Raw genomic sequence first — 21,195 nt, forward strand, 5'->3', positions numbered from 1 at the left:
CCATGCGACCGCTAACCATTTTAGCGGTCGCATTCTTATGCTTCAGTAGCAACAAATCACAGCTTAATAATAGGTTTTAATATATTTAGTGGCGTATTTTCGCAGCTTTTTCTCTGGTGCAGTTTCAGCAAGGTTTGCGATAACGGGTTTAAACTTTTCGTTGCCCGATGACGCTATGGCCTTGGCTATCCAAGCATAGGTATCTATTGATAATTTATCCTGCTTGAGTAAGTCTAAGCTGGTGAGTTGGTGGGCTAATTTTTCTAGGATGAACTCATCATAAATACGTTTATTGGTAATCTGTTTGGCAGCCATGCGTTTAAGTGCTAAATCACTGCTTGCTAATGCATTGGCTAATACATTTAACTGTTGTGGTTGATTGGCATCATACTGGCTTTTGTCATTGAGGATCGGGTTCCAAATGGCAAATTGGTCAATATTATTTAGCCCTTCCTGGGCATATTTTTGCAGTTTTCTATGGTAATCCCCATTTACAATGGCTTGCAGACTAGCGCGATATTTTTCATTGCCCGAATAACCTAATCCTTTGGCTAACCATGAAGAGTATTCTATAGGATGTTTTTTGGTTGCAAGGGGTAAGCTAGCATTAAGTTTGGCTTCAACCATATCAAATAAACTGGGGTCATTGAGGCCAGAAAGCATCAGCGATTCAAGCGCTAACTGTTGTTTATACTGATTATCACCCTGAAAAATTTGTTGATAATCATCCTGAGTATAATCTTTGGCAAACACTGAGGGTGTGAGTAGGCAGCTTGAAATCAACAAGCCTAATGCAATTTTTTTCATTTCATATCCTTATGGTATATCGGGTTAATTATTGCCAGCGTTTAAAAATCAATGAGGTATTAATACCGCCAAAGGCGAAGTTATTGCTCATCACATAATTGGTTTCCAGTGTTCTGATATCGCCACGAATATAATCTAGTGGGGCGCATTCAGGATCTAATTCGGTGAGATTTAAGGTCGGCGCAAACCAATTTTCATTCATCATTTGAATACTGGCCCAGGCTTCTAATGCGCCGCAAGCGCCGAGTGTATGGCCGGTGTAACTTTTTAGTGAGGATATTGGCATCTTGCTGCCAAATACAGCATGGGTTGCCATAGTTTCAGCCACATCACCTCTGTCTGTCGCTGTGCCATGTGCATTGACATAGCCAATGTCATCGGCATTCAGTTGCGCATCTTTTAGGGCTAAACGAATAGCGACTTCCATAGTTTGGGCATTGGGTTGGGTAACGTGTAAACCGTCAGAGTTTGTGCCAAATCCCACCAACTCGGCATAAATTTTAGCGCCGCGCGCTTTGGCGTGCTCTAATTCTTCCAATATTAAGGTGCATGCTCCTTCACCTATCACTAAGCCATCACGATGCTTATCAAAAGGGCTTGGGGTCATGTCAGGAGTATCATTTTTAGTGCTGGTGGCAAATAAGGTGTCAAATACCACCGCTTCTGTTGGGCAAAGCTCTTCTCCACCACCGGCTAACATTACCGTTTGATGGCCATATTTTATGGCTTCATAGGCATAACCAATGCCTTGACTGGCAGAGGTGCATGCACTACTTGTGGTGTGGATTCGGCCTTTAAGACCAAAAAATACCCCGATGTTTACCGCAGTGGTATGTGCCATCATGCGGATATAACTTGTTGCGGTAAGGCCTGTCATACTGCCCGTTTTTAGCATGTCGCCAAAACCCATAATAGGATCAGTGCTGCCTGTAGATGAGCCATATGCCACCCCAGTGTCTCCAGATGTCAGTACTGGATGCTCTAAGAGGTTTGCATCCTCTAAAGCTAATTCACTGGCGCGAGTGGCCATGAGGGACACGCGGCCCATTGAGCGAATTTTTTTACGGGAATAATGGCTTGGGGTCAAAAAATCAGTCACAGGTGCCGCTAAACGCGTATTCAAATCTGGGTATCGGTCCCATTCATCCATACGAATAACGCAGTTTTTTTGCGCGAATAAACTTGCTTTAATGCTTTGCCAGTTATGGCCTAAGGCTGAAATTCCGCCTATGCCAGTTACCACGACTCTGCGGCTCATATCATGCCCCCGTTAACAGAAATGACCTGACGTGTAATATAAGCCGCATCTTCTGACAATAAAAACAGCGCTAGGCCAGCGATTTCATTGGGTTTGCCCATGCGCTTCATCGGCACGATTTGATCGACCATTTCTTTGGGGAAATCATTGACCATGTCGGTTTCAATTAAACCTGGTGCGATGCAATTCACGGTGATTTTACGCTTTGCTAACTCTAAAGATAATGCTTTAGTTGCACCTATTATCCCTGCTTTAGAGGCGCTGTAATTCACCTGTCCACGGTTACCTGCGATACCCGAAACTGATGCAAGAGTAACAATACGCCCCCCTTTACGGTGTTGTACCATGGGCATTACCGTGGGATGGATCACGTTATAAAAGCCATCTAAGTTAGTATGGATCACGCTATCCCATTCTTGTTCTGTCATCGCAGGAAAGGCGGTGTCTCGGGTAATACCGGCATTTAAAATGACCCCATAATATGCGCCATGTTCAGCAATATCTTGTTCAATAGCGTGCTTAACGGTAGTGCGATCAGCAACATCAAATTGTAATAAGCTGACGTTAATGCCAAGGGCAACTAATTCTGCTTGGGTGTCAGTCGCGGCTTGACGGTTACTGTGAAAGTGCAGGGCAATATCATAACCTGCGGCGGCAAGCTTAAGGGCAATCGCTTTGCCTATGCCACGGCTTGAACCCGTGATTAAAACTCTTTTATTCAATGTGGTTCTCCAAAACGTTTAAGCACTATGACTTTCGTTGACATACGCCTGGCTGTCGGCAGGTTGAAAGACATTCACATTGGCTTGTGCCATTAATCTATCTTGATGAAATATCTGACAATCAAACACAGCTAAACCTGATTCTTCTTGATATAAGCGTGTCACGTGAGTGCGATAGGTTTGTCCTAGTGTGAAAATCTGTTGGTGCATTTGCAGTTTACGGCTACCCAATAAGAAACCCACTTTAATCGGTTGACCTTGAAGTAATGCTTCAACCCCAGCCAGAGCGGCAATGCTCTGGGCCATATACTCAATACCAACGTAATTGGGTACACCTTGCAGCGTCTCGTCAAAGTATGCACTTTGCGGACTTATCTGTGTTTGGGTGATCAAACTATCTGACTGATGACTGACAATGCTATCAATCAAAATCATTGGGGCACGGTGTGGTATAAAATCGCTTATTGGACGTGCTAATAATTCAGGAGGTGCGATTGTCATTTATTCAGACCTTGTTGCGGTTTTTTTGCAAAAATAATGCTGGCATTACTGCCACCAAACGCAAATGAATTGCTCATGGCATAGTGGAGTGACGTAGCTTTTTGTCCCTGAGTCACTAAAGGTAAACTCGGATCATTGGTATCAACCTGGCCATCCCATAATTGCGGCGGTAAGGCGTGATGAATATTAAGGTCACTTAAGATTAAATAACAAAATGCCGCTTCAATGGCACCAGCAGCCCCCAGTAAATGGCCAACCAAAGGTTTAGTGGAGCTGCAAGGTGGAATGTTATCTTTAAAGAGTGCCGCAACAGCCCGCGACTCCATCGCATCATTTTTGGGGGTTGCTGTACCATGAAGATTAATATAATCGATGTCGTGAATGCTGAGATTGGCATCTTCAAGCGCTTGCTTCATTGCCGCAATCGCGCCGCTGCCTTGTGGATGTGGCGCCGAAATATGATGGGCATCAGCAGACTCGCCCACGCCAACCAGCATGACTTGTGTGGGTGTTTTTTCAAGGGTAAAAAGGGCAGCGCCTTCACCTATGTTAATGCCATCTCGATTAGCACTGAATGGATTGCATTGCCCTGCAGAGACAGATTCTAATGCGCTAAACCCATTTAAGGTGAGTTGGCATAAACTGTCAGCTCCGCCAACAATCACCATATCGCAAAGATCGGCTTGTAATAAACGTTTGGCAGCGGCAAAGACTTTAGCACTGGAAGAGCAGGCGGTTGATATGGTGTAGCAAGGGCCCTGAAGTTCAAAGAGTTTTTGTAAATAAAAACTGGTGCTGCCTAACTCTTGCTGTGAATAATGATAGTCAGGTGGAAAACAGCCTTGTTCAGCGCGATAACGTAATGCTATTTCACCCTTTGAAATACCTGAAGTGCTCGACCCTAAAATGACGCCAATACGCTTTGCACCAAATCGCTGTTTTGCACTTTGTACCTCAGCATAGATCTGCATAGCCGCGGTATGAAGTAATCGGTTATTACGACAGGCAAACTCTTGTAAATGCTCAGGAATACTTAGCAAATCATTATTGTTAACCACGCCAACCAGTGTCGATTTATCAAATAATAAATCGTCACGCCATTGCATTGCGCTTGTATCACCTTGCAATAATCTGGTTAACACGGACTCTGCGCAATTGCCTAGCGGAGTACACAATCCTATGTGTGTTATGCCTATACCTGTCATGTTTTTATCTTCAGCGTTGTTTATATCTATTGCGATTCAATTGAGGCGTTTATTGTAACGCTTGAATCCTAATCTGCACATTGGCTTGGGTGATGTGAATATCGATAGCCGCTTGCCATGGCGTCATCTGGCTATACTCGGCGTTCAACACAACGTCACTATTGTCTTGGCTGAGTTGTCGGCATAATGTCGACTGACAAACCTGCTGCTGCCAGCGACCCGACGATAAATGTTGATTAACCACCTCAGTTGGCCAGTACACTAGCTGTAAAATGGCCATTAGGTATTCTGCTTTAAAATCCTTGCCAAGCAAACTGCTTTGCTGACTAATTAAGCGATTACCATCGTAGATAATTGTGAACAGTGGTTGACCCAAAGGCGCTAAACCTACCAGTGTCATGGTGTGTTGATCAATTTGTAATTCAGTGATTAATTGGTGTGTTTGACCACCATGGCTAAATTGCACCGTTTGGCTATGGGTACCTTGTTCAACTTGCTCGTTAATCGGCGCTAAGCAGTAGTTTACCGCTTCAGATAGTGCGACACAGGTTTGTCGTTGCAATTGCTGACTACAACCGCTAAGCAATAGCAAACTTAGTAGCAATCCACATAAATGGGGTAAGCGATAGCCATGGTATTGAGTCATTATCATTAAATTATTAATCGATCTTCCGTTGATGGGGTTGAAGCCCTATTTAGATTGACGCAGCAGTGATACAGATTATGCCGCAGTTTCTCGACATAATTCGACGATGGTATTTAAACGTCGTTCTGACTCCGCCACAAAGGGATTATCCCCATCCCATGCATAACCAGCTAAAATTGAACAGATCATCTGTTTGATTGTAGGGTTACCTTGCTGGTAAAAAATCACATCCTGAAAACGACCATCATACCAAGCTTGAACATAGGTTCTAAAGGTATTTACTCCTTTCATCAAAGGTTCAGCATAGTCCTGTTGCCAATCCACTTTTTCACCATTTAACTGCTTTAATAAGCTTTCAACTGCCATGGCGGCAGATTGCATTGCAATGGTCACACCTGAAGAGAACACCGGGTCTAAAAATTCACCGGCATTACCAAGTAGGGCAAATTGATTGGTTGCGAGGGTGCTGACATTGGCTGAGTAGCCTTTTAAAGTGGCACACTCCTGAACAATGTTAGCGTTCGCCAATAAACGTTTCAGGCCGGGTTCTTGATTAACTATTGAGAATAATTGTTGCGCTAACGTGCCTTCTAGATGTTGCAGTAAATGCGGCTCACCTACTACCCCAATAGAGCAGCGATTATTGCTGAACGGGATCAGCCAATACCAAATATCTTTATGTTGTGGATGGACGCTGATCAGAATCTTGTTACGGTCGAATGTGGGGTCATCAATATTGTCTTCTATATGGGTAAAGATAGCGCTGCGTGAAGGTAAATTTGACGGTTTTTCAAGCTGAAGTAAACGCGGTAACACGCGGCCAAACCCGCTGGCATCCAAAATAAATTTGGCATTAACTTGGTATTCGGTGCCATTGTTATCTGTCACCTGTAGCACGGGGTCGGCATGTAAATCGACTTGGGTCACCGTATGGCCGTAATGGATATTTACGCCCTGTTTGGCGGCAGTATCAGCCAGCAGTTTATCAAATTGCCCGCGCTGGACTTGAAATGTTGTGCCAGGACCTGCCGTAAATTTATCGGTAAAATTGAAGGTGGTGTATTGATCTTGATAACGAAATGCTGCGCCATTTTTAAACTGAAATCCAGCTTGTTCAACCGCATCTAACATGCCTGCTTGTGCAATAAATTGCATGCAGCAAGGCAATAAGCTTTCACCAATTGAAAATCGCGGAAAATGCTGCTTTTCTAACACCAGCACTTTTTTACCTTGCTGGTGTAGCAGGCTGGCTGCAATGGCGCCAGAAGGGCCCGCGCCAATAATGGCAACATCAACGTCCAAGTTGTTGATTGAATTTAACGATTCGCTGTGCATGTTAATGCGTTTTCCTTGTTATCAATGTGATAAAGGGGGCAAGTAAAAAGGTATATCCTATCCCCAGTAATAGGGTTAAACCAAAAAAGTGGATGGCATTGGTGTGGCTAAATGCTAATAATCCAAAGGCAAGTAAGGTTGAGGTGGCTGACATAAATATGGCCATCATCACACCAGTGCTAGTGTGTTTCGCCTCGGCAAAAAACAAGCTGTAGTCTATGCCAATCCCTAATACTAAAATGAGCGCCAGTGCATGAAACAGGCTAAAAGGTGAGCCCAAAAGCCCTAAACTGCTTAAAGTTAACATGATAGCCAGTGTAGGCACGCCGATCACGGCCAAAGCTAACTTAAGCGGGTACTTGAAGCAAAACAGGACACTAGCAATCACCAATACGCCTAACAGCAGCACCAAGGTAAATTGGCGGTATTGACCCATTAAATGAGAAATGTCGCCCACTTTATCAACCAGTTTCACCTTAGCATCGTTAAGCTGGGTGTGATTTATGCGTGTTGTTAACCCATCTAGGTTGTTGATGCCTGTTAATAGCACTATCGCCCCTACGATTCCGTTGTTATTTGGCGTCAGCCATAGGTCTTTTAATGCAGTGTCTGCGAGTGCGAGTAGCGCATCTGGAGTTAAATTGGCCGGTTGTGCTTGTAAGTAGGCTGACTGCAGCGACTGATTTAATAAACCACTGTCATCATTTAATCCTAACTGGTCAATAATATGGGGTAAGTTTTGCTGATAAATCAGCCCCTGTAATTGATAGTTTTTTTGTTGCTGTGACAGGCTAGGTAACAGGCTTGCTAGGCTAAAAAAATGCGTTAACTCACCTTGATTGACAGCCTGTGCTAAAGTCGGTGTCAGTTGATGTAAGGCTTCTAAAAGGGCGATTTCAGTATCGGCACTGACTAAAATAAATTGATTATCCGTGCCACCACTGAGCCACTGCCTGAGTTGGTTTTCTTCATCGGTGATCTGCTGGGGACTTTGTTGTAAATGGCGAATGTCATCGTTATGTTGTAACTGTAAAAGTCCTGCAAAAATCACTAACCCTATGACATAAAATATTATTTTATTGATGGTGGGTTTGGCAGATAACTTTGCCACAAAGTGTAAATAATATTGTGCCCAATTTAAGGCGCTTGAAGGCTTTAAGGGTTTATTGGCTAGCAGTGGGAAAGCCAATACCAAGGTGATGTATGCGCCTAATAACCCCGTGGCACAAAATATGGCCACTTGTTGCATACCAGGAAATGGCGTAAAGCCAATGCCGATAAAGGCCAGCGAGCTAGTGACTAATGCAAGTGTCATTGCCGGTAGAATATCGTCAAGGACCTGATAAGCATCGTGTTGTGGCTGGCTGAGTTTTTCACAGTAAAAATGAAAACTGTAATCGATGGCAATACCAATAAGGCTGGTACCAAATACCAGCGTCAGTAGATGTAACTCATTAAATAAACTCAAGGTGGCGACTAACGCCAGCACAAATCCACTGGATAAGGTGAGCAAGGCTAAATGCAGTGGCATTAAGGTGCGAAATCCTAGCCAGACTAAGATAATTACCCCAATAAGCGATAAGCCACCAATAAAGGTGATTTCTTGTTTGGCTGATTCGGTCGCGGCTTGGGCGTGAAATAGCGCACCTGCTTTTAAAATCTGCACATCACTTCCAGCCATAGCTGCAAAAGCGTGGTTGAGGGCGGCTAACTGTTGCTGCTGAGCATTGGGATTAAATGCACTTTGTGCCCCTTTGGCGATAACAATCGCGGCGGTTTGATTAGCTTGTTGATTAAATAAAATACCCTGTTCTTGCTGCAGTGATGATGAGGCTGTTAATGCCAGCATGTTATCGCTAAATAGAAGCAAAGGGTCTTGGTTAATCATCTGGCTATTGGCGAAGCCGAATGCACTGTAAAGTTGTTGCTGTGCTTTAGCGATTAAACCATCAAGTTGTTTACTGGCGAGTGCATCTTGCTGGTCTGCGGTGAGTAACTTAAAGCGATGGTCAAAATACCATTTACCCAGCTCATTGATATTGCTATCACTGGCGCTGGTCACTTGACTAAAGGCTTGTTGAGGGTCTTGTTTAAGCTGATTAATCAGTGTTTTTGCTGCGTTAATTGCAGTGTCTTTTTGCGAAGACACAATCGCAATATAAACCTGATTGGCTAAACGATTTTCCACTTGCTGAAGTGCGTTATGGGTTAATTCATCCTGCTGTAGGTGCGGCAGCATTGCCAAAATATCACTTTGCACTTTTGCGCCAGATTGCCATAAATTGACCCCATAGATAACCACACTGCTAAATAGCAGACACCAAATAGCAAAACGCCATTTGGTTGAAATAAGGTGATTTTTTACCGGCTTTACAGTCATTGTTTTGTCGTCACAGAACGGGAGTTTTCTGTGGTTATTGGCGGCGCGGGAGTGATATTAAGCATGTCGAACCAAGCGGCATTTTCAGCACTTAATGGCAGATGGTTTACCTGTTTGAATTGAATATCGGTGATATCAAGACGGTCAGCTTGCTGAGTCGATGCTTGATTTAACATCACTATGCGATTGATTTGCTGCCGGCCTTCAATGATCAATTTACCTAAGGCTTTGAGTAAAAGTGGGTCTTTTGCGACTAAGCCTAAGCTCCATAACTCGGTGTTATTGGTATTGGATGCAAGATAAAACATTGAAAAATCATCCTGTAATGCAATTACATCACCGCTAAGCAAATGTTGCATTAATTCTGGCACTTGCTGCATTAGCGGATTAGCGGCTTGTGCGCTTTTAGCGGCAGAGTGCGTAATATTACCCTTGCTATCTATGGTGGTTAGCTGTTGTTTGTGCATTACCATGGTGGTAACAAATGGAGCTTGTTGATGCCAAACCATACCCAAGTTAGGGTTAAATGCAAACGTTCCGCGGCTAGTTAAGGGTCTTTTTAATGCCGCTAAATAGCGAGTTTGCTCAAACAGCCCTTGGGTATTTTCGTGTGTTAAAGACACCTGATTAGCCAGTTGTTGTAAATCTTGCTCACTGGCGGGATGATTAAATACGATTGCTAAGCTAGCAGGGGGAGATAATGCCTCATGCTTTGATGTAACCGTGGTTTGCTGGGGAGTGACTTCAGCCGCCTGTGATGAGGAAAACTGGCTAAGCAATAGCAACAGAAATAGTACCAATAGGCCACATTGCATAATGACTATAAGCGTGTTTATCCAACGTGTAATACGGTTTGGCTTATTCATTCGCGCTAAGCCAAGGTTTAATTTTGTTTTGAAAGACGTCTGGGGTGACAAAGCACAGTTCTTGGGTTGTCATATCGACGGCCGCTTGAATGGTATAGCCCTTGGTGATGCGTTGGCCTGAATGGGTATCAACAATTTGATAATTGATTTTTAAGCGATTTTCCCACTCAACAATACTGGCTTTAACGGTGATAAGTTGATCAAAACTGCTGCTTTTAACATACTTAATCTGTAGATCTACCACCGGCCAAGCAAATCCAGAAGCCTGCATTTGACGGTAGTTATAATCCAGTTTATCTAATAGTTTGCAACGCGCTACTTCAAAGTAGCGCAGATAATTACCGTGCCAAGTGATGCCCATTGAGTCGACATCGTGAAAAGGGATCACCATGTCCATTTCAATACTGAGTATGCCTTTCATTAACAGACCTCCCACGCACCTTGTTGTATTTTGGCAACGGTTTGACGCAATACCGCTTCTAATGGGCGATCTTCCACAAGTAATTCAAAGTCTTCGCTAACCTGAGCAAGGGTTTTAGCGAGTGATGGCGTTAGGCTATCAACGTCTAACTCATTCTGGTTAATGCGTAATTGAATTCCCTGACTCATGGCTAATAATGCCGCTGCTGCAACCTGTTCAGTCAGTTGTAGTATGCGCATGCAATCACGGGCGGCAATAGTGCCCATGCTCACTTTATCCTGGTTGTGGCATTCAGTAGAGCGAGAAAACACACTGGCGGGCATGGTGTTTTTAAGGGCTTCCGCTGTCCAGGCGGATACGCCAATTTGTACCGCTTTAAAACCATGGTTGATGGCGCGACGTTCACCGGTTGCGGCCGAAAGGTTAGCTGGTAAGCCGTTATTAAATTTGGTGTCCATCACCAATGCCATTTGCCGATCAATTAAATCGGCAATATTGGCGATGGTGTTTTTCATCGAGTCCATTACAAAGGCAATATGGCCACCATAAAAATGACCGCCGTGCAGAATATGCTCGCCTTCAGCATCCACAATCGGGTTATCGTTGGCACTGTTTAGCTCGGTTTCAATAAACTGGCGCATAAAAGGTAATGCATCTTGAAGTACCCCAATAATGTGCGGTGCACAGCGGATTGAATAGCGGTCTTGTAGGCGGTCTGAGTTTCGTGGATGAGTATGATGGTTTAAATCTTCGCGTATCCAGCTGGCAACCTGACTTTGGCCAGGATGCGGTTTAGCGGCAAACAGAATGTCATCAAAATGGTTTGAATTTCCTTTTAACGTTAATGAAGCCATTGCGGTGATTCGGCTAGACAAGCGCGATAAATATTGGGCGCGATCATATGCCAAACAAGCTAAGGCGGTCATCACCGCAGTGCCGTTCATTAAGGCTAAACCTTCTTTGGGGCGAAGTTTTAGCGGGGGTATATTGAAGGCCTGATAAACCGCGCTGGTTGGTTGGCGTTGACCTTGATACATCACATCCCGCTCACCAATTAATACCGCAGCAAGATAAGATAATGGCGTTAAATCACCGCTGGCGCCGACAGAACCTTCCTCTGGAATAACTGGCGTAATATCATTATTCAGTAACCATTCGATACGTTGCAGTAAGGCATAGCTGACACCTGATTTTCCTACTGCCAATGAATTTAGGCGACACGCCATGACCGCCCTTGCTTGAACAGGGCTTAGCACATCCCCTAAACCACAACCATGAAAACGGGATAAATGCAGCGGTAATTCGTGCACCAACTCTAAGCTGACATTAACCGTGCAAGAGTCGCCATAACCTGTGGTGACGCCGTAAACCACACCTTCTTCATGCAACAGGCTATCAATAAAGCGTGCGCCTTTTTCAATGTAGTGTTGGTATTCTGGGCTGTCGTTTAATTTGACCTTTGCGCCTTTAGCAATGGCAACCACTTGCTCAATGGTGAGTTGGCCTTGGTAAAAATCCACATGACCTAAATGAATGGTGGCTGGTTGCGAAATCGAATGCGTCATCGAGTTATAATTCCTGCTTTGATGGGGCGGCTTGGCGTATGCTTTGGGCATCATCACGCCAAAAATCATAAAAATTAAACCATTGTAATGGCGCCTGCTTGGCGAAATAAGCTAAACGTTGACTGTATTCAATCATGGCTTCAGTAAGCCTTGCTGCGCGGTCTTTTCTGGGGCCTTTTAAGGTGTCGGCTAAGTGTTTTACATACACTTGATAGCGGCCATGTTGACGAATACAGAACATGGTAAAAACTGGGCAATCCAGCAAACTAGCCAAAATAAATGGCCCTTGTGGGAAAGGGGCTGGCTCACCTAAAAAGGGCAAATTGACGACTCGCCCCTGACTGTTTGAAGAAGTACGGTCGGCGGCAATCACGACTAACTCACCTTGCTCAATTTTTTGTTGTAACAGCATGGCGGTGCTAGGGTCTAGCTCGTTAACTTGAATTAAGTTTAATGTGCTTTGTGGATTTAGTTGCTGCAATACTTTATTGAAGTTTTCAGCATGGCTAGTCAGCACCATGACATTCACTTTCACTTTTTGCTGGTGGATAGATATGGCGCGGCATAACTCTAAATTACCTAAATGTGATACCAGCAACACCGCACCTTTACCTGTGTCTATTTGAGCGGCAAGTAAGTGTCTATCGGCAAAATCAACTTCGCTGAGTTTTATTCTGTCGCACCAAGCATCGATTCTATCTAATGCGGCGTTACCAAAGGTAATAAAATGTCGCAGGCTGTCACGCCAACTTAGCTTGGCCGACAAATCAGGATGATGTGGGTTAATTTGCTTAACATGCTGTAAAAATGCCATCGAGGCTTTGCGGGCACTTCCACCCGTTAAAAAGAAATAACCAATTACCGGATACATAATGGCGCGGCATAACCAATGGCCGCCAAATCGATAGCTTTGCGCCAGTAATTTAATCCCCCAGTAACTGCCACGTTCTTGCATTGTTGACCAATGTTGTTGGTTTTCGCGCTGCAATAGTCTTTTGGGGAGTCTTTTTAGCATGCCAAAAAATAATCGAGTGTGCATCAAACTGATACGCACGTTGTCTTGTAACCCTTGGAAGTGGCTAATGCCATTTTCTGGGTATATTACTTTAGTTGGCAGTTGAATAATGGGCGTTTTTTGCCAATGTAATTTCACCATGACTTCGATATCAAAATCCATCCGTTCGCCAAGGGCTGTCATTTTAAAAAGCTGCTCAGTTGCGGCAAGCGGATAAATGCGAAAACCACACATGGAATCTTGAATGTCGAAACTTAAGGTTTCAATCCACACCCAAAAATGGGTGATATAGCGGCCATATAAACGCCCTTTGGGCACGGATTCATCGTATACAGGTTTACCTGAAATCAATGCTAGCGGATTAGCCGTAGCCGCATCAATCATGAGTGGAATATCCGTCAGGTTATGCTGGCCATCGGCATCCACTTGCAACGCGTGGCTAAAACCATCGGCAAAAGCCGCTCTCAGCCCGGTGATCACCGCAGCACCTTTTCCGCGATTAAAAGGGTGATGAATTAACGTGACCCAAGCAAATTTATCCGCCATGGCTTGAAGCACATAACGGGTTTCATTTTGGCTACCATCGTCAATTAAATAACAGGGCAGGTTTAATTGTGCTAATGCGGTAAGGGTCTTTTCAATCTCAAGATGATGATTGTAATTAGGGATAATCAGCGCCAGTTTCATTGATTACTGTCCAGATAGTGCAGCACGGAACACAATCCGTCCAGATGCGTAGCGTTTATCGCCATTGGTATATTGAAATGTTAGTCTGGCTTTCGCTTTATTGTGACTAATGCTGAGCTCAACTTGACTGTCTGGCAGCAACAACTGTTGAAACTTTAGCACTTCTAGACTCGCGATGTTGGCATCGTAACCAAAAGCCTGACATCCCAACTTTACTGCCCAATCCAATTGGGTTACCCCAGGCAATACAGCCTGTTCAGGAAAGTGGCCTTTAAAAAATGCTAAATTGGCATCCACGACAATACGCCAAGTGATGGTGTCATCTTGCTGATGTGTGCTAATGATTTGCGGTAATACAGATTTAATCATGTTTTTTTAATAACGAAACCAAATCAGATTGGACTCGTTTTCCTTGCGCATTTTGAGGGATCACATCAGGGTAACGCCAGCGTCTTGGTAAAGTCACTCGCTCAAATTGGCTTAATAAATGCTTTTTAATGTGATTATTCACCGCGAGTTTACCTTCGGCGGCTAATAACGCTTTACCTTCATCGGTTAAGGCCACTATCGCGCCTAGCATTTGACGAGGCTTAGTGAGCATAGCGACTGCGGCATCTTTCACTAAAGGGTGCGATCGGAGTAACTGCTCCATCTGCACCATGGAAATGCGTTTTTCTTCGATTTTGACAATACGGTCGAGACGATTGAGTAGGGTAAATTGCTGCGCGTTAATCAGTTCAATGCTGTCATCGCACTTATGCCATTGATTATCTTGTTCTAAATAAGCAGATTGAATACATAACGCGCCATCGTCGAGATCTTGCTTTATAGTAACAGGGCTGAACACTTGCCAGGGTTCATTGGCCTTGCGTTGACGTCGATAGGCTATGCCGCCTGTCTCTGTGCTACCGAAAATTTCGATAGGCAGTTGACGATAACATTGCTCGATATCCGTTGCGGCTTGAAAACTCAGTGGGCCGCCGGAACTGAAAATCAAGCTTGGGTGGCGATGTTGCAACTGTTTGTCTAATGCATCAGGTAAGCGTGAAAGCTGAGCTGGGCTACTGATTAAACAGAGATTTGGCATGATGGCTAAGTAGTAGCTAAGGGTTTCTGGGTATTCAATTTGCTCACTGAGAAACGGTCGATTGGCTGCCAGTGGCCATAATATTTTGAATAATAGCCCATAAATATGTTGGTGTGACACTGTCGATACCACCGAGCAATGTGGTAAGTGCTCGGCAAAGGTTTGCTCTAATGTGCTGACTTCAGCATCAAGCTGTGCAATGGTTTTTCGCACCGCTTTGGGTTCGCCGCTACTGCCTGAGGTAAATAAAATTAACTCCCCTAAGTGTTCGCTTGTTGGCCACTTTGCCACAGGCGGGGTTATTTCAGTGGTGAGGGGGATAAAGGTTCTGACTTCACATACTGGCATATCAGCAATCACAGCATCGAATTGATGATTGAGTTCAGATAGCGTACCGGTTTGGGTATTAGCGGGTAAAATGATGGTTTTTCCGGCTAATAAACCCGCGCAAAGGCCTGCGGCAAATAAATCGCTTTGTTTAGCGGCAAGTAACCATCGTTTTGCAGGCTGTGCCTGTAACTGCTGATACAAGTAAGCCACCTGAGCACAAAAGCGGTTACTTGGCATAATATCGTGATGATTAAAACTGATTAATTGCTGGGTATTTGGCCCTGTTTTGAGCCAATTGAGTAATAAATTATCCATGTTTTTTCAACCATAAAGTACGATATAGCCATTCACCACCCAATAAAGTGCCTATCAATACATAAGCGATAAGGCCGTTATATAGGGTCCATGTTTCTATGCTTGTTGCGAGCGCGGTATAGAGCGCCATGACTCCATTTAAGGCAAAAAACAGGCACCAAATCAGGGTCACTTTGACAAGATATGGTGTTGCTTCAGGCGGTAAATCGGGCTCTTTCAATTTCGCTAAACGCTCAATCATGCTGGGGCCATATTTCAATGAATGGCCAAATAAAGCCAACATACTGAGGTTAATGACCACGGGGTAATACAATAACCAATCATGCCGCTTAGCAATAAAACTGGCTGCGGTTAAGGCGATCCCCACCAGTAATGGCGCTAACATGGGGGTTAATTGTTGCCGACTTAATGACAGTCGAGTAATTAATAAACCGCATAGCACGAGGGCAATCACACCGCTGGGCAATAATTGCAGGCCGAAGTAGACGGCAATGGGGTATCCCATTACCGCTAGAGCAGACAGCACCTGCAATACCCATTTCATTATTGTTTCATTAACCCATCGATGGCATTAACGACATCATCTACGGTTCGCACCGCTTTGAATTCGTCAGGCTGAATTTTTTTACCTGTCATCTGCTGCAGTTTAATCACTAAATCCACCGCATCAATGCTGTCTAAATCTAGGTCTTGGTAGAGTGAAGCATGTAAATTTATGTCTTCACGTTCAATCTCAAATTCATCAACTAGAATGCCACATAGCATGTCATAAATTTGTTCACGGCTTTGCATCTTGGCTCCTAAACGCGCTGTGACTCAATAAAACTGGCCAAACTGGCCACACTGTAAAAGTGGGCTTTGGTGGCGTCAGAGTTAGCTTCAATTTTAATATCAAATTGTTTTTTAATGGCTAACCCTAATTCTAAAGCGTCGATTGAATCCAAGCCTAAGCCTTCGCCAAAAAGAGGCGCATCGGTGTCGATATCATCAACTGAGATATCTTCAAGATCTAAACAATCAATGATGAGTTGTTTGATGTCATTATTTAACGTGGTCATTTTCTATTCTTATTGGTTGCAAATATCTAAAACGGGATCGGGTGTACTAATTGTGTTTTGTAAAACGTTTCTAACTCTCGCGTCATTTGTCTCGCCAGCTTAGCATCGCCGCCATCGAGTTGTTGATAAGTTTGGAAACAAAAAATATCACCGACTTCAACCGACATATTAATCGTTTGTCGTGGAATTTCATACCATGGTTGCTGTTTGGTTAACCCTGCGACATCGGTTCGCAATATCACGGGTAAAATATTGGTTTGGGTTCGCAGGGCAATATTAGCGGCACCACGTGCAAAAGGATTAATGATGCTGCCTTCGACAGTGCGCGTACCTTCAGGAAAAATAATCAAATTAGTGCCACGCGCTAACACCTGAGCGCAATCTTCGAGTAACAGTGCCGCACCGCGATTAGGAATATACCCCGCACAGGATAATACCCCGCGAATAAACGGGTTGCGCCATAATGTTTGTTTAACCACACAACCCACATTGGGCATCAAGCTGATGAGTACTACTACATCCACCAACGTGGGGTGGTTAGCTACAACGATAGTGCCTGTGACGTTGTTGAGGCGTTTAATCTGTGTTTGGCTGACTTTTATTACCCCAGCAAAGGTGAGCATGGCAACAAAACCACGAAACATCCAACTGACAAAATGCTGCACCCTTGCCACTTTAACAGCATAGGTGCCCGGCCAAAAACGCAGTATGGGTAAAATGGTCAACGAACTGAGCAACCCACCCAAGCCAAACATCAAATAACACCCGACACCACCAATCCATCTAGGTATATAAGCGATCCCAGCTAGCTTTGGTGCGGGCGAGCGTGTTTGCTTGGTATTATGCATAAGGTGTTAGTGCCCAATGCCATCGGCACATCTTACCTTTTAGGGCTTTATTGCTAGCAAGATGATGGATGAGTTGACTCAAACAGAGGGCTGCATCTGTGTGTTGGCGAGTGTCAGGTGGGGTTAATGTGAGTCTGGCAATACTGTGCGGATTTGGCGTATCAGATGCGAGAGTGAGCAAAACCCCTAAGCTAATGGATAACTCGACCTCATTGATAAATTCGTTATACACAGGTGGGACAGGTTCATCAGCAAAAATCAGCAGTACAGGCGCAGGGTTTGCGACTAGTTGACCGTAGGTTTCAATAAACACCTGCGGCAAGCTTTGCGCTCCTGCTGCAATGGATGTTGAACTGGCGGTATTACCACTGACTATGCCATAAATGCCACTGCCGGTATTGTGAACAGATTGACTGAAGGCCATTGGGGAAAGTGGTTGTTTGGCGATAACATCTTCTAGCAACCCTATGGTGCGATTGAGCTCACCGTGACGCGAGGCAAATACACTGCGGGTGTGAGATTGCGCCTGACATTCAAAAGCAACGTGAAGCATCATTTTAGTTAATCGACTAAAACGACGACGTTGCATTGCAGGAATGTGCGGTAATGCAGGGGCAACTGAAGTGGGTGCAGCATCGTGATTAGGTGATTGCCAGTTCAACCAACTCTCTTTTGTTTGAAAGTCGGGTGTCCATGCTCCCCATGATAAAATATCAAATGCTAACTGCATTACATTGCCTCAGTGTTGCCTAGTCGTCCATATCTAAGTGTTAATTTCGGCAGCATAAGCAAGATTCAAAATTAACCGAGGCAATTGTACACTAAAGTAGGAACTGTGAGACAGTGTTTAAGGCATAAAAAAGCAGCGTCAATGATGGCATTTTCGCTGCTTTTTTAGAGTCACTTTATGATAAAAGTGACCTCAAAGTGTTTGATGCTGTTAGTTTGGCAGTAAAGGTTGTAAACGTTTTACGGCATTTTTTATCTTACGGGTATTTTCAGGACCCATTCTGATTAAAAGCTTTTGAGCATTAGGCAAGGCTTCTAAGTTGGCATCTACATATTTGTAGTTAACCGAAATTGACGTTAACTCAATAGGGTCTTCAACGATAGGGGCGTCAGCAATCATTTTAAAGGCTTGCTGCATACGAGCATCAAAGCTGGTATCGGTATAGCCTAATTCAGCAAACGCCTCTTCAAATAAGGGTTTTAACTCACGGTATGTGGCGGCTAATTCTTGATCGTTTAAACCACTGACAAAGTCAGCATAAATATCATAACGGTGATAGCTATCAGGGTTTAAATAAGTTTTGTTAGTGATTTCACTGGTGGTAAATTTATTGTCAGGGCCTATCATCGGACTGGCTTTACGGATCAATTCACCTTGGGCTAGGTTATCAATAAAGACCACAAATTGGCGCGCCATATCTTTTTTCAAAATCAGTGGTTCAATCTTCATGCCACTGGCCACAGCAAGGGCCTTTTTAGCCACAAAATCATCTGATTCCGCTAGTGCGGGCAAAGGCTCTATAATAGCTGCGGGTGTTTCAGGCTCACCAAGCGGCACCACATCCGACCCAATAACAGGCTCTTCAATGGCAGGCTCTTCGATAGGGGGTTGTTCAATCGGTTCTTCAGGGATAGGCTCAGGTAACACAACCGGTGTGGGGATCGTTTGCTCCGTTTCTATCGTGTCATCTCCACTCATATAGAAGTAACCAGCCGCCGCTATAAGTGCAACGACCACTACGCTAATCACTGTGGTGTTGGAGCCCGATTTGGGCTCTGTTGTTGGTGCGGGAGTTGCTCGATCTTCTTTATTAACCTGCATTGTAATTCCTTAGCTGCTAAAGCTGATAATACACAAGATTAAAACCAATAATACTCTGTACATTGTGCAAGATTACGCTTGCTTGTCTATAGGAGGGTTGAAATATAAATAAAAAATCATTTTTTTTGCCCAATATTATGCTTGCACATACTGTTGGCGTTCACCCAACCATCGCTCAATGATCGGACCGACATTGTCAGGCACCTGTTGATGAATATGCACCGCCAATTTTTGAATACTGGGTATTAAATGTTGGTCACGGACTAAATCTGCAATTTTCAATTCAGCAAGACCCGTTTGTCGAGTACCGAGTACCTCGCCAGGTCCTCGAATTTCAAGATCTTTTTGGGCAATCACAAAGCCATCATTACTGTCACGTAAGACGCCTAAACGCTTGGTTGCTGTTTGTGATAAAGGCGCTTTATATAGCAACACACAATGGCTGGCTATCGCGCCGCGGCCAACTCGCCCGCGCAGTTGGTGCAGCTGTGCTAGTCCTAAACGTTCTGGGTTTTCAATAATCATTAAGCTGGCATTGGGCACATCTACGCCAACTTCAATCACTGTTGTGGCCACAAGTAGGTGTATTTCGCCGGCTTTAAATTGTGCCATAACGGCTTGCTTTTCTGCGCTTTTCATTCGTCCATGCACCAAGCCGACTTTCAATTCAGCCAGTACCTCGGTGAGTTCAGCGGCAGTGTCTTCAGCCGCTTGGCACTCCAGCACTTCAGATTCTTCAATTAAGGTGCATACCCAGTAAGCTTGGCGATTATCCTGTAGCGCGGCCAATCTAACGCGTTCGATGACATCGCTACGGCGGTTATCGGATACCGCCACCGTGCTCACTGGTGTTCTGCCCGGTGGTAGTTCATCAATAATAGAGGTATCAAGGTCGGCATAGGCTGTCATGGCCAGTGTGCGAGGTATGGGCGTGGCGGTCATGATCAGTTGGTGTGGGTGAAACCCTTGATGCACACCTTTTTCTCGTAACCCTAAGCGTTGATGTACACCAAATCTGTGTTGCTCATCGATAATGATCAGGGCAAGCTGATGAAATTGTACCGCATCTTGAAATATCGCATGGGTGCCAATGACCATTTGAGCAGAACCAGAGGCGATATCAGCTAAAGACTGGGCTCTGGCTTTGCCTTTAAGTTTACCCGCTAACCAGCCCACTTTTAATCCCAGTGGCTCAAACCATTGTGCAAAATTAGCAGCATGTTGTTCTGCTAATAGTTCTGTTGGTGCCATCATGGCAACTTGATAACCGTTTTCTATTGCTTGTAGCGCGGCCATTGCGGCAACCAGAGTTTTTCCCGAGCCGACATCACCTTGCACTAAGCGCATCATGGGGTGGACTTGGTGTAAGTCTGTGGCTATTTCTGCCACGACACGCTGCTGGGCACCTGTGGGTTTGAATGGTAAATTTTTTAAAAATGGATTGAGCAATTGCCCATTGACTGACAGGGAAACAGCATTATCACGTCGAGACTTTTGTCTTAACTGCAACATACTTAAATTATGCGCCAGTAATTCCTCTTGCACTAAACGTTGTTGGGCAGGATGATCGCCTTGCTCCAGCACATGTGGGTCGACGTTTTTATCGGGTCGATGCAATATCATTAAAGCTTGAGGCAGGCTTAAATTATTCGGTTGTAAGTTGGTGGGAATTAGCTCAGCTAACCCTCCTTGACTAAGCATTAATAACGCTTGATCGGTGAGCTTTATCCAACTGGCTTGCTTTAGCCCTTCAGTTGTTGGATAGATGGGCGTTAAAGTCTCGCTCAAATTGGCATCGTCACCTACTTGAATGATTTTATATTCAGGGTGAACAATTTCAGCATGGTAATTACCGCGGCGGATTTCACCATAGGCTCTGATCATCGCCCCCTGTTGCATGGCGCTACGCTGTGCCATCGAAAAATTAAAAAAACGTAAGGTCATTGGGCCGGTATCATCGCGCACATTGCAAATTAGCATTCGGCGGCGACCTTGAATAATTTGCGTCGATTGCACTTGCGCTTCAATGGTGCCATAACTGCCAAAAGGTAAGCTGGCGATAGGATAAATTTGGGTACGGTCTTCGTAGCGTAGAGGTAAGTGAAACAGCACATCTTGCACTGTTTTTATGCCTAATTTATGCAGCCTTTCAGCCACTTTTTTGGCCACACCTTTTAGTTCAGTAATGGGCACTAAATCTAAACGCAACAAATGCAACTGACTCCAATTCGCTTATTGAAATAACACTGTAAATATATACATGTATTTTGTCTATACTAGCAGAGATTGTCCCTAAGGCAACGTGATGAAGCATAAAA

The 21,195-nt window shown here is 44.4% G+C and carries 21 protein-coding genes; all 21 read right to left on the reverse strand.

What is annotated here, in order from left to right:
• Nucleotides 1-63: 63 nt before the first annotated feature.
• Entirely contained in the window at nt 64-807 is a 744-nt protein-coding gene (locus tag OHT75_RS09535; RefSeq protein ID WP_264726247.1) for a hypothetical protein, read from the reverse strand.
• A 28-nt stretch (nt 808-835) separates the two neighbouring features.
• Entirely contained in the window at nt 836-2,065 is a 1,230-nt protein-coding gene (locus OHT75_RS09540) for a beta-ketoacyl-ACP synthase (protein ID WP_264726248.1), read from the reverse strand.
• The gene (locus OHT75_RS09545; RefSeq protein WP_264726249.1) at nt 2,062-2,787 is read right to left on the reverse strand and encodes a 3-ketoacyl-ACP reductase FabG2; all 726 of its coding nucleotides are present in this window, start codon (nt 2,785-2,787) and stop codon (nt 2,062-2,064) included. The genes OHT75_RS09540 and OHT75_RS09545 overlap by 4 nt, the downstream gene beginning before the upstream one ends.
• Nucleotides 2,788-2,805: 18 nt before the next feature.
• Entirely contained in the window at nt 2,806-3,288 is a 483-nt protein-coding gene (locus OHT75_RS09550) for a hotdog family protein (RefSeq protein ID WP_264726250.1), read from the reverse strand.
• Nucleotides 3,285-4,493: a beta-ketoacyl-[acyl-carrier-protein] synthase family protein gene (locus OHT75_RS09555; protein WP_264726251.1), complete on the reverse strand. Its 1,209-nt coding sequence runs from the start codon at nt 4,491-4,493 to the stop codon at nt 3,285-3,287. The genes OHT75_RS09550 and OHT75_RS09555 overlap by 4 nt, the downstream gene beginning before the upstream one ends.
• Before the next feature lie 49 nt (nt 4,494-4,542).
• Nucleotides 4,543-5,145, reverse strand: a complete 603-nt coding sequence (locus OHT75_RS09560) for a DUF3261 domain-containing protein (protein ID WP_264726252.1) — start codon at nt 5,143-5,145, stop codon at nt 4,543-4,545.
• 69 nt (nt 5,146-5,214) lie between these two features.
• Nucleotides 5,215-6,474 (reverse strand): NAD(P)/FAD-dependent oxidoreductase, encoded by a 1,260-nt coding sequence (locus OHT75_RS09565; RefSeq protein ID WP_264726253.1) that lies wholly within the window; start codon nt 6,472-6,474, stop codon nt 5,215-5,217.
• A 1-nt stretch (nt 6,475) separates the two neighbouring features.
• The gene (locus tag OHT75_RS09570; RefSeq protein ID WP_264726254.1) at nt 6,476-8,854 is read right to left on the reverse strand and encodes an MMPL family transporter; all 2,379 of its coding nucleotides are present in this window, start codon (nt 8,852-8,854) and stop codon (nt 6,476-6,478) included.
• Complete coding sequence (locus tag OHT75_RS09575; RefSeq protein WP_264726255.1) at nt 8,851-9,720, reverse strand: outer membrane lipoprotein carrier protein LolA; 870 nt, start codon at nt 9,718-9,720, stop codon at nt 8,851-8,853. Before OHT75_RS09575 ends, OHT75_RS09570 begins: the two co-directional genes overlap by 4 nt.
• Nucleotides 9,713-10,141 carry an acyl-CoA thioesterase gene (locus tag OHT75_RS09580; protein WP_264726256.1) on the reverse strand — a complete coding sequence of 143 codons (429 nt, stop codon included), beginning with the start codon at nt 10,139-10,141 and terminating at the stop codon, nt 9,713-9,715. The genes OHT75_RS09575 and OHT75_RS09580 overlap by 8 nt, the downstream gene beginning before the upstream one ends.
• Complete coding sequence (locus OHT75_RS09585) at nt 10,141-11,706, reverse strand: HAL/PAL/TAL family ammonia-lyase (protein ID WP_264726257.1); 1,566 nt, start codon at nt 11,704-11,706, stop codon at nt 10,141-10,143. Before OHT75_RS09585 ends, OHT75_RS09580 begins: the two co-directional genes overlap by 1 nt.
• Nucleotides 11,707-11,710: 4 nt before the next feature.
• Complete coding sequence (locus OHT75_RS09590; protein WP_264726258.1) at nt 11,711-13,408, reverse strand: glycosyltransferase family 2 protein; 1,698 nt, start codon at nt 13,406-13,408, stop codon at nt 11,711-11,713.
• Nucleotides 13,409-13,411: 3 nt separating this feature from the next.
• Nucleotides 13,412-13,777 carry an ApeI family dehydratase gene (locus tag OHT75_RS09595; RefSeq protein ID WP_264726259.1) on the reverse strand — a complete coding sequence of 122 codons (366 nt, stop codon included), beginning with the start codon at nt 13,775-13,777 and terminating at the stop codon, nt 13,412-13,414.
• On the reverse strand, nt 13,770-15,140 hold the full coding sequence (locus tag OHT75_RS09600) for an AMP-binding protein (protein WP_264726260.1): 1,371 nt from the start codon (nt 15,138-15,140) through the stop codon (nt 13,770-13,772). Before OHT75_RS09600 ends, OHT75_RS09595 begins: the two co-directional genes overlap by 8 nt.
• The gene (locus OHT75_RS09605; RefSeq protein WP_264726261.1) at nt 15,133-15,684 is read right to left on the reverse strand and encodes a COG4648 family protein; all 552 of its coding nucleotides are present in this window, start codon (nt 15,682-15,684) and stop codon (nt 15,133-15,135) included. Before OHT75_RS09605 ends, OHT75_RS09600 begins: the two co-directional genes overlap by 8 nt.
• On the reverse strand, nt 15,684-15,932 hold the full coding sequence (locus tag OHT75_RS09610; RefSeq protein ID WP_264726262.1) for an acyl carrier protein: 249 nt from the start codon (nt 15,930-15,932) through the stop codon (nt 15,684-15,686). The genes OHT75_RS09605 and OHT75_RS09610 overlap by 1 nt, the downstream gene beginning before the upstream one ends.
• Nucleotides 15,933-15,940: 8 nt before the next feature.
• A complete protein-coding gene (locus OHT75_RS09615; protein WP_264726263.1) occupies nt 15,941-16,198 on the reverse strand; it encodes a phosphopantetheine-binding protein in 258 nt (85 codons plus the stop codon).
• A 26-nt stretch (nt 16,199-16,224) separates the two neighbouring features.
• Nucleotides 16,225-17,046, reverse strand: coding sequence for a lysophospholipid acyltransferase family protein (locus OHT75_RS09620; protein ID WP_264726264.1), 822 nt, complete (start codon nt 17,044-17,046; stop codon nt 16,225-16,227).
• Nucleotides 17,039-17,776, reverse strand: a complete 738-nt coding sequence (locus tag OHT75_RS09625; protein ID WP_264726265.1) for a beta-ketoacyl synthase chain length factor — start codon at nt 17,774-17,776, stop codon at nt 17,039-17,041. The genes OHT75_RS09620 and OHT75_RS09625 overlap by 8 nt, the downstream gene beginning before the upstream one ends.
• Nucleotides 17,777-17,986: 210 nt before the next feature.
• Nucleotides 17,987-18,877, reverse strand: a complete 891-nt coding sequence (locus OHT75_RS09630; protein WP_264726266.1) for a DUF3014 domain-containing protein — start codon at nt 18,875-18,877, stop codon at nt 17,987-17,989.
• 135 nt (nt 18,878-19,012) lie between these two features.
• Nucleotides 19,013-21,088: an ATP-dependent DNA helicase RecG gene (gene recG / locus OHT75_RS09635; RefSeq protein ID WP_264726267.1), complete on the reverse strand. Its 2,076-nt coding sequence runs from the start codon at nt 21,086-21,088 to the stop codon at nt 19,013-19,015.
• Between the last annotated feature and the right edge of the window lie 107 nt (nt 21,089-21,195).

The organism is Shewanella subflava (assembly GCF_025971955.1).
Lineage (GTDB): Bacteria > Pseudomonadota > Gammaproteobacteria > Enterobacterales > Shewanellaceae > Shewanella > Shewanella subflava.

Excerpts from the sequence above, each read along its gene's own strand:
- OHT75_RS09620 (WP_264726264.1), bottom strand. The coding sequence starts at position 17,046 with ATGCATAATACCAAGCAAACACGCTCGCCCGCACCAAAGCTAGCTGGG.
- OHT75_RS09610 (WP_264726262.1), bottom strand. The coding sequence starts at position 15,932 with ATGCAAAGCCGTGAACAAATTTATGACATGCTATGTGGCATTCTAGTT.
- OHT75_RS09540 (WP_264726248.1), bottom strand. The coding sequence starts at position 2,065 with ATGAGCCGCAGAGTCGTGGTAACTGGCATAGGCGGAATTTCAGCCTTA.
- OHT75_RS09630 (WP_264726266.1), bottom strand. The coding sequence starts at position 18,877 with ATGCAGGTTAATAAAGAAGATCGAGCAACTCCCGCACCAACAACAGAG.
- OHT75_RS09605 (WP_264726261.1), bottom strand. The coding sequence starts at position 15,684 with ATGAAATGGGTATTGCAGGTGCTGTCTGCTCTAGCGGTAATGGGATAC.
- OHT75_RS09565 (WP_264726253.1), bottom strand. The coding sequence starts at position 6,474 with ATGCACAGCGAATCGTTAAATTCAATCAACAACTTGGACGTTGATGTT.
- OHT75_RS09575 (WP_264726255.1), bottom strand. The coding sequence starts at position 9,720 with ATGAATAAGCCAAACCGTATTACACGTTGGATAAACACGCTTATAGTC.
- OHT75_RS09580 (WP_264726256.1), bottom strand. The coding sequence starts at position 10,141 with ATGAAAGGCATACTCAGTATTGAAATGGACATGGTGATCCCTTTTCAC.
- OHT75_RS09555 (WP_264726251.1), bottom strand. The coding sequence starts at position 4,493 with ATGACAGGTATAGGCATAACACACATAGGATTGTGTACTCCGCTAGGC.
- OHT75_RS09590 (WP_264726258.1), bottom strand. The coding sequence starts at position 13,408 with ATGAAACTGGCGCTGATTATCCCTAATTACAATCATCATCTTGAGATT.
- OHT75_RS09570 (WP_264726254.1), bottom strand. The coding sequence starts at position 8,854 with ATGACTGTAAAGCCGGTAAAAAATCACCTTATTTCAACCAAATGGCGT.
- OHT75_RS09550 (WP_264726250.1), bottom strand. The coding sequence starts at position 3,288 with ATGACAATCGCACCTCCTGAATTATTAGCACGTCCAATAAGCGATTTT.
- OHT75_RS09585 (WP_264726257.1), bottom strand. The coding sequence starts at position 11,706 with ATGACGCATTCGATTTCGCAACCAGCCACCATTCATTTAGGTCATGTG.
- OHT75_RS09595 (WP_264726259.1), bottom strand. The coding sequence starts at position 13,777 with ATGATTAAATCTGTATTACCGCAAATCATTAGCACACATCAGCAAGAT.
- OHT75_RS09535 (WP_264726247.1), bottom strand. The coding sequence starts at position 807 with ATGAAAAAAATTGCATTAGGCTTGTTGATTTCAAGCTGCCTACTCACA.
- OHT75_RS09625 (WP_264726265.1), bottom strand. The coding sequence starts at position 17,776 with ATGCAGTTAGCATTTGATATTTTATCATGGGGAGCATGGACACCCGAC.
- OHT75_RS09560 (WP_264726252.1), bottom strand. The coding sequence starts at position 5,145 with ATGATAATGACTCAATACCATGGCTATCGCTTACCCCATTTATGTGGA.
- OHT75_RS09600 (WP_264726260.1), bottom strand. The coding sequence starts at position 15,140 with ATGGATAATTTATTACTCAATTGGCTCAAAACAGGGCCAAATACCCAG.
- OHT75_RS09615 (WP_264726263.1), bottom strand. The coding sequence starts at position 16,198 with ATGACCACGTTAAATAATGACATCAAACAACTCATCATTGATTGTTTA.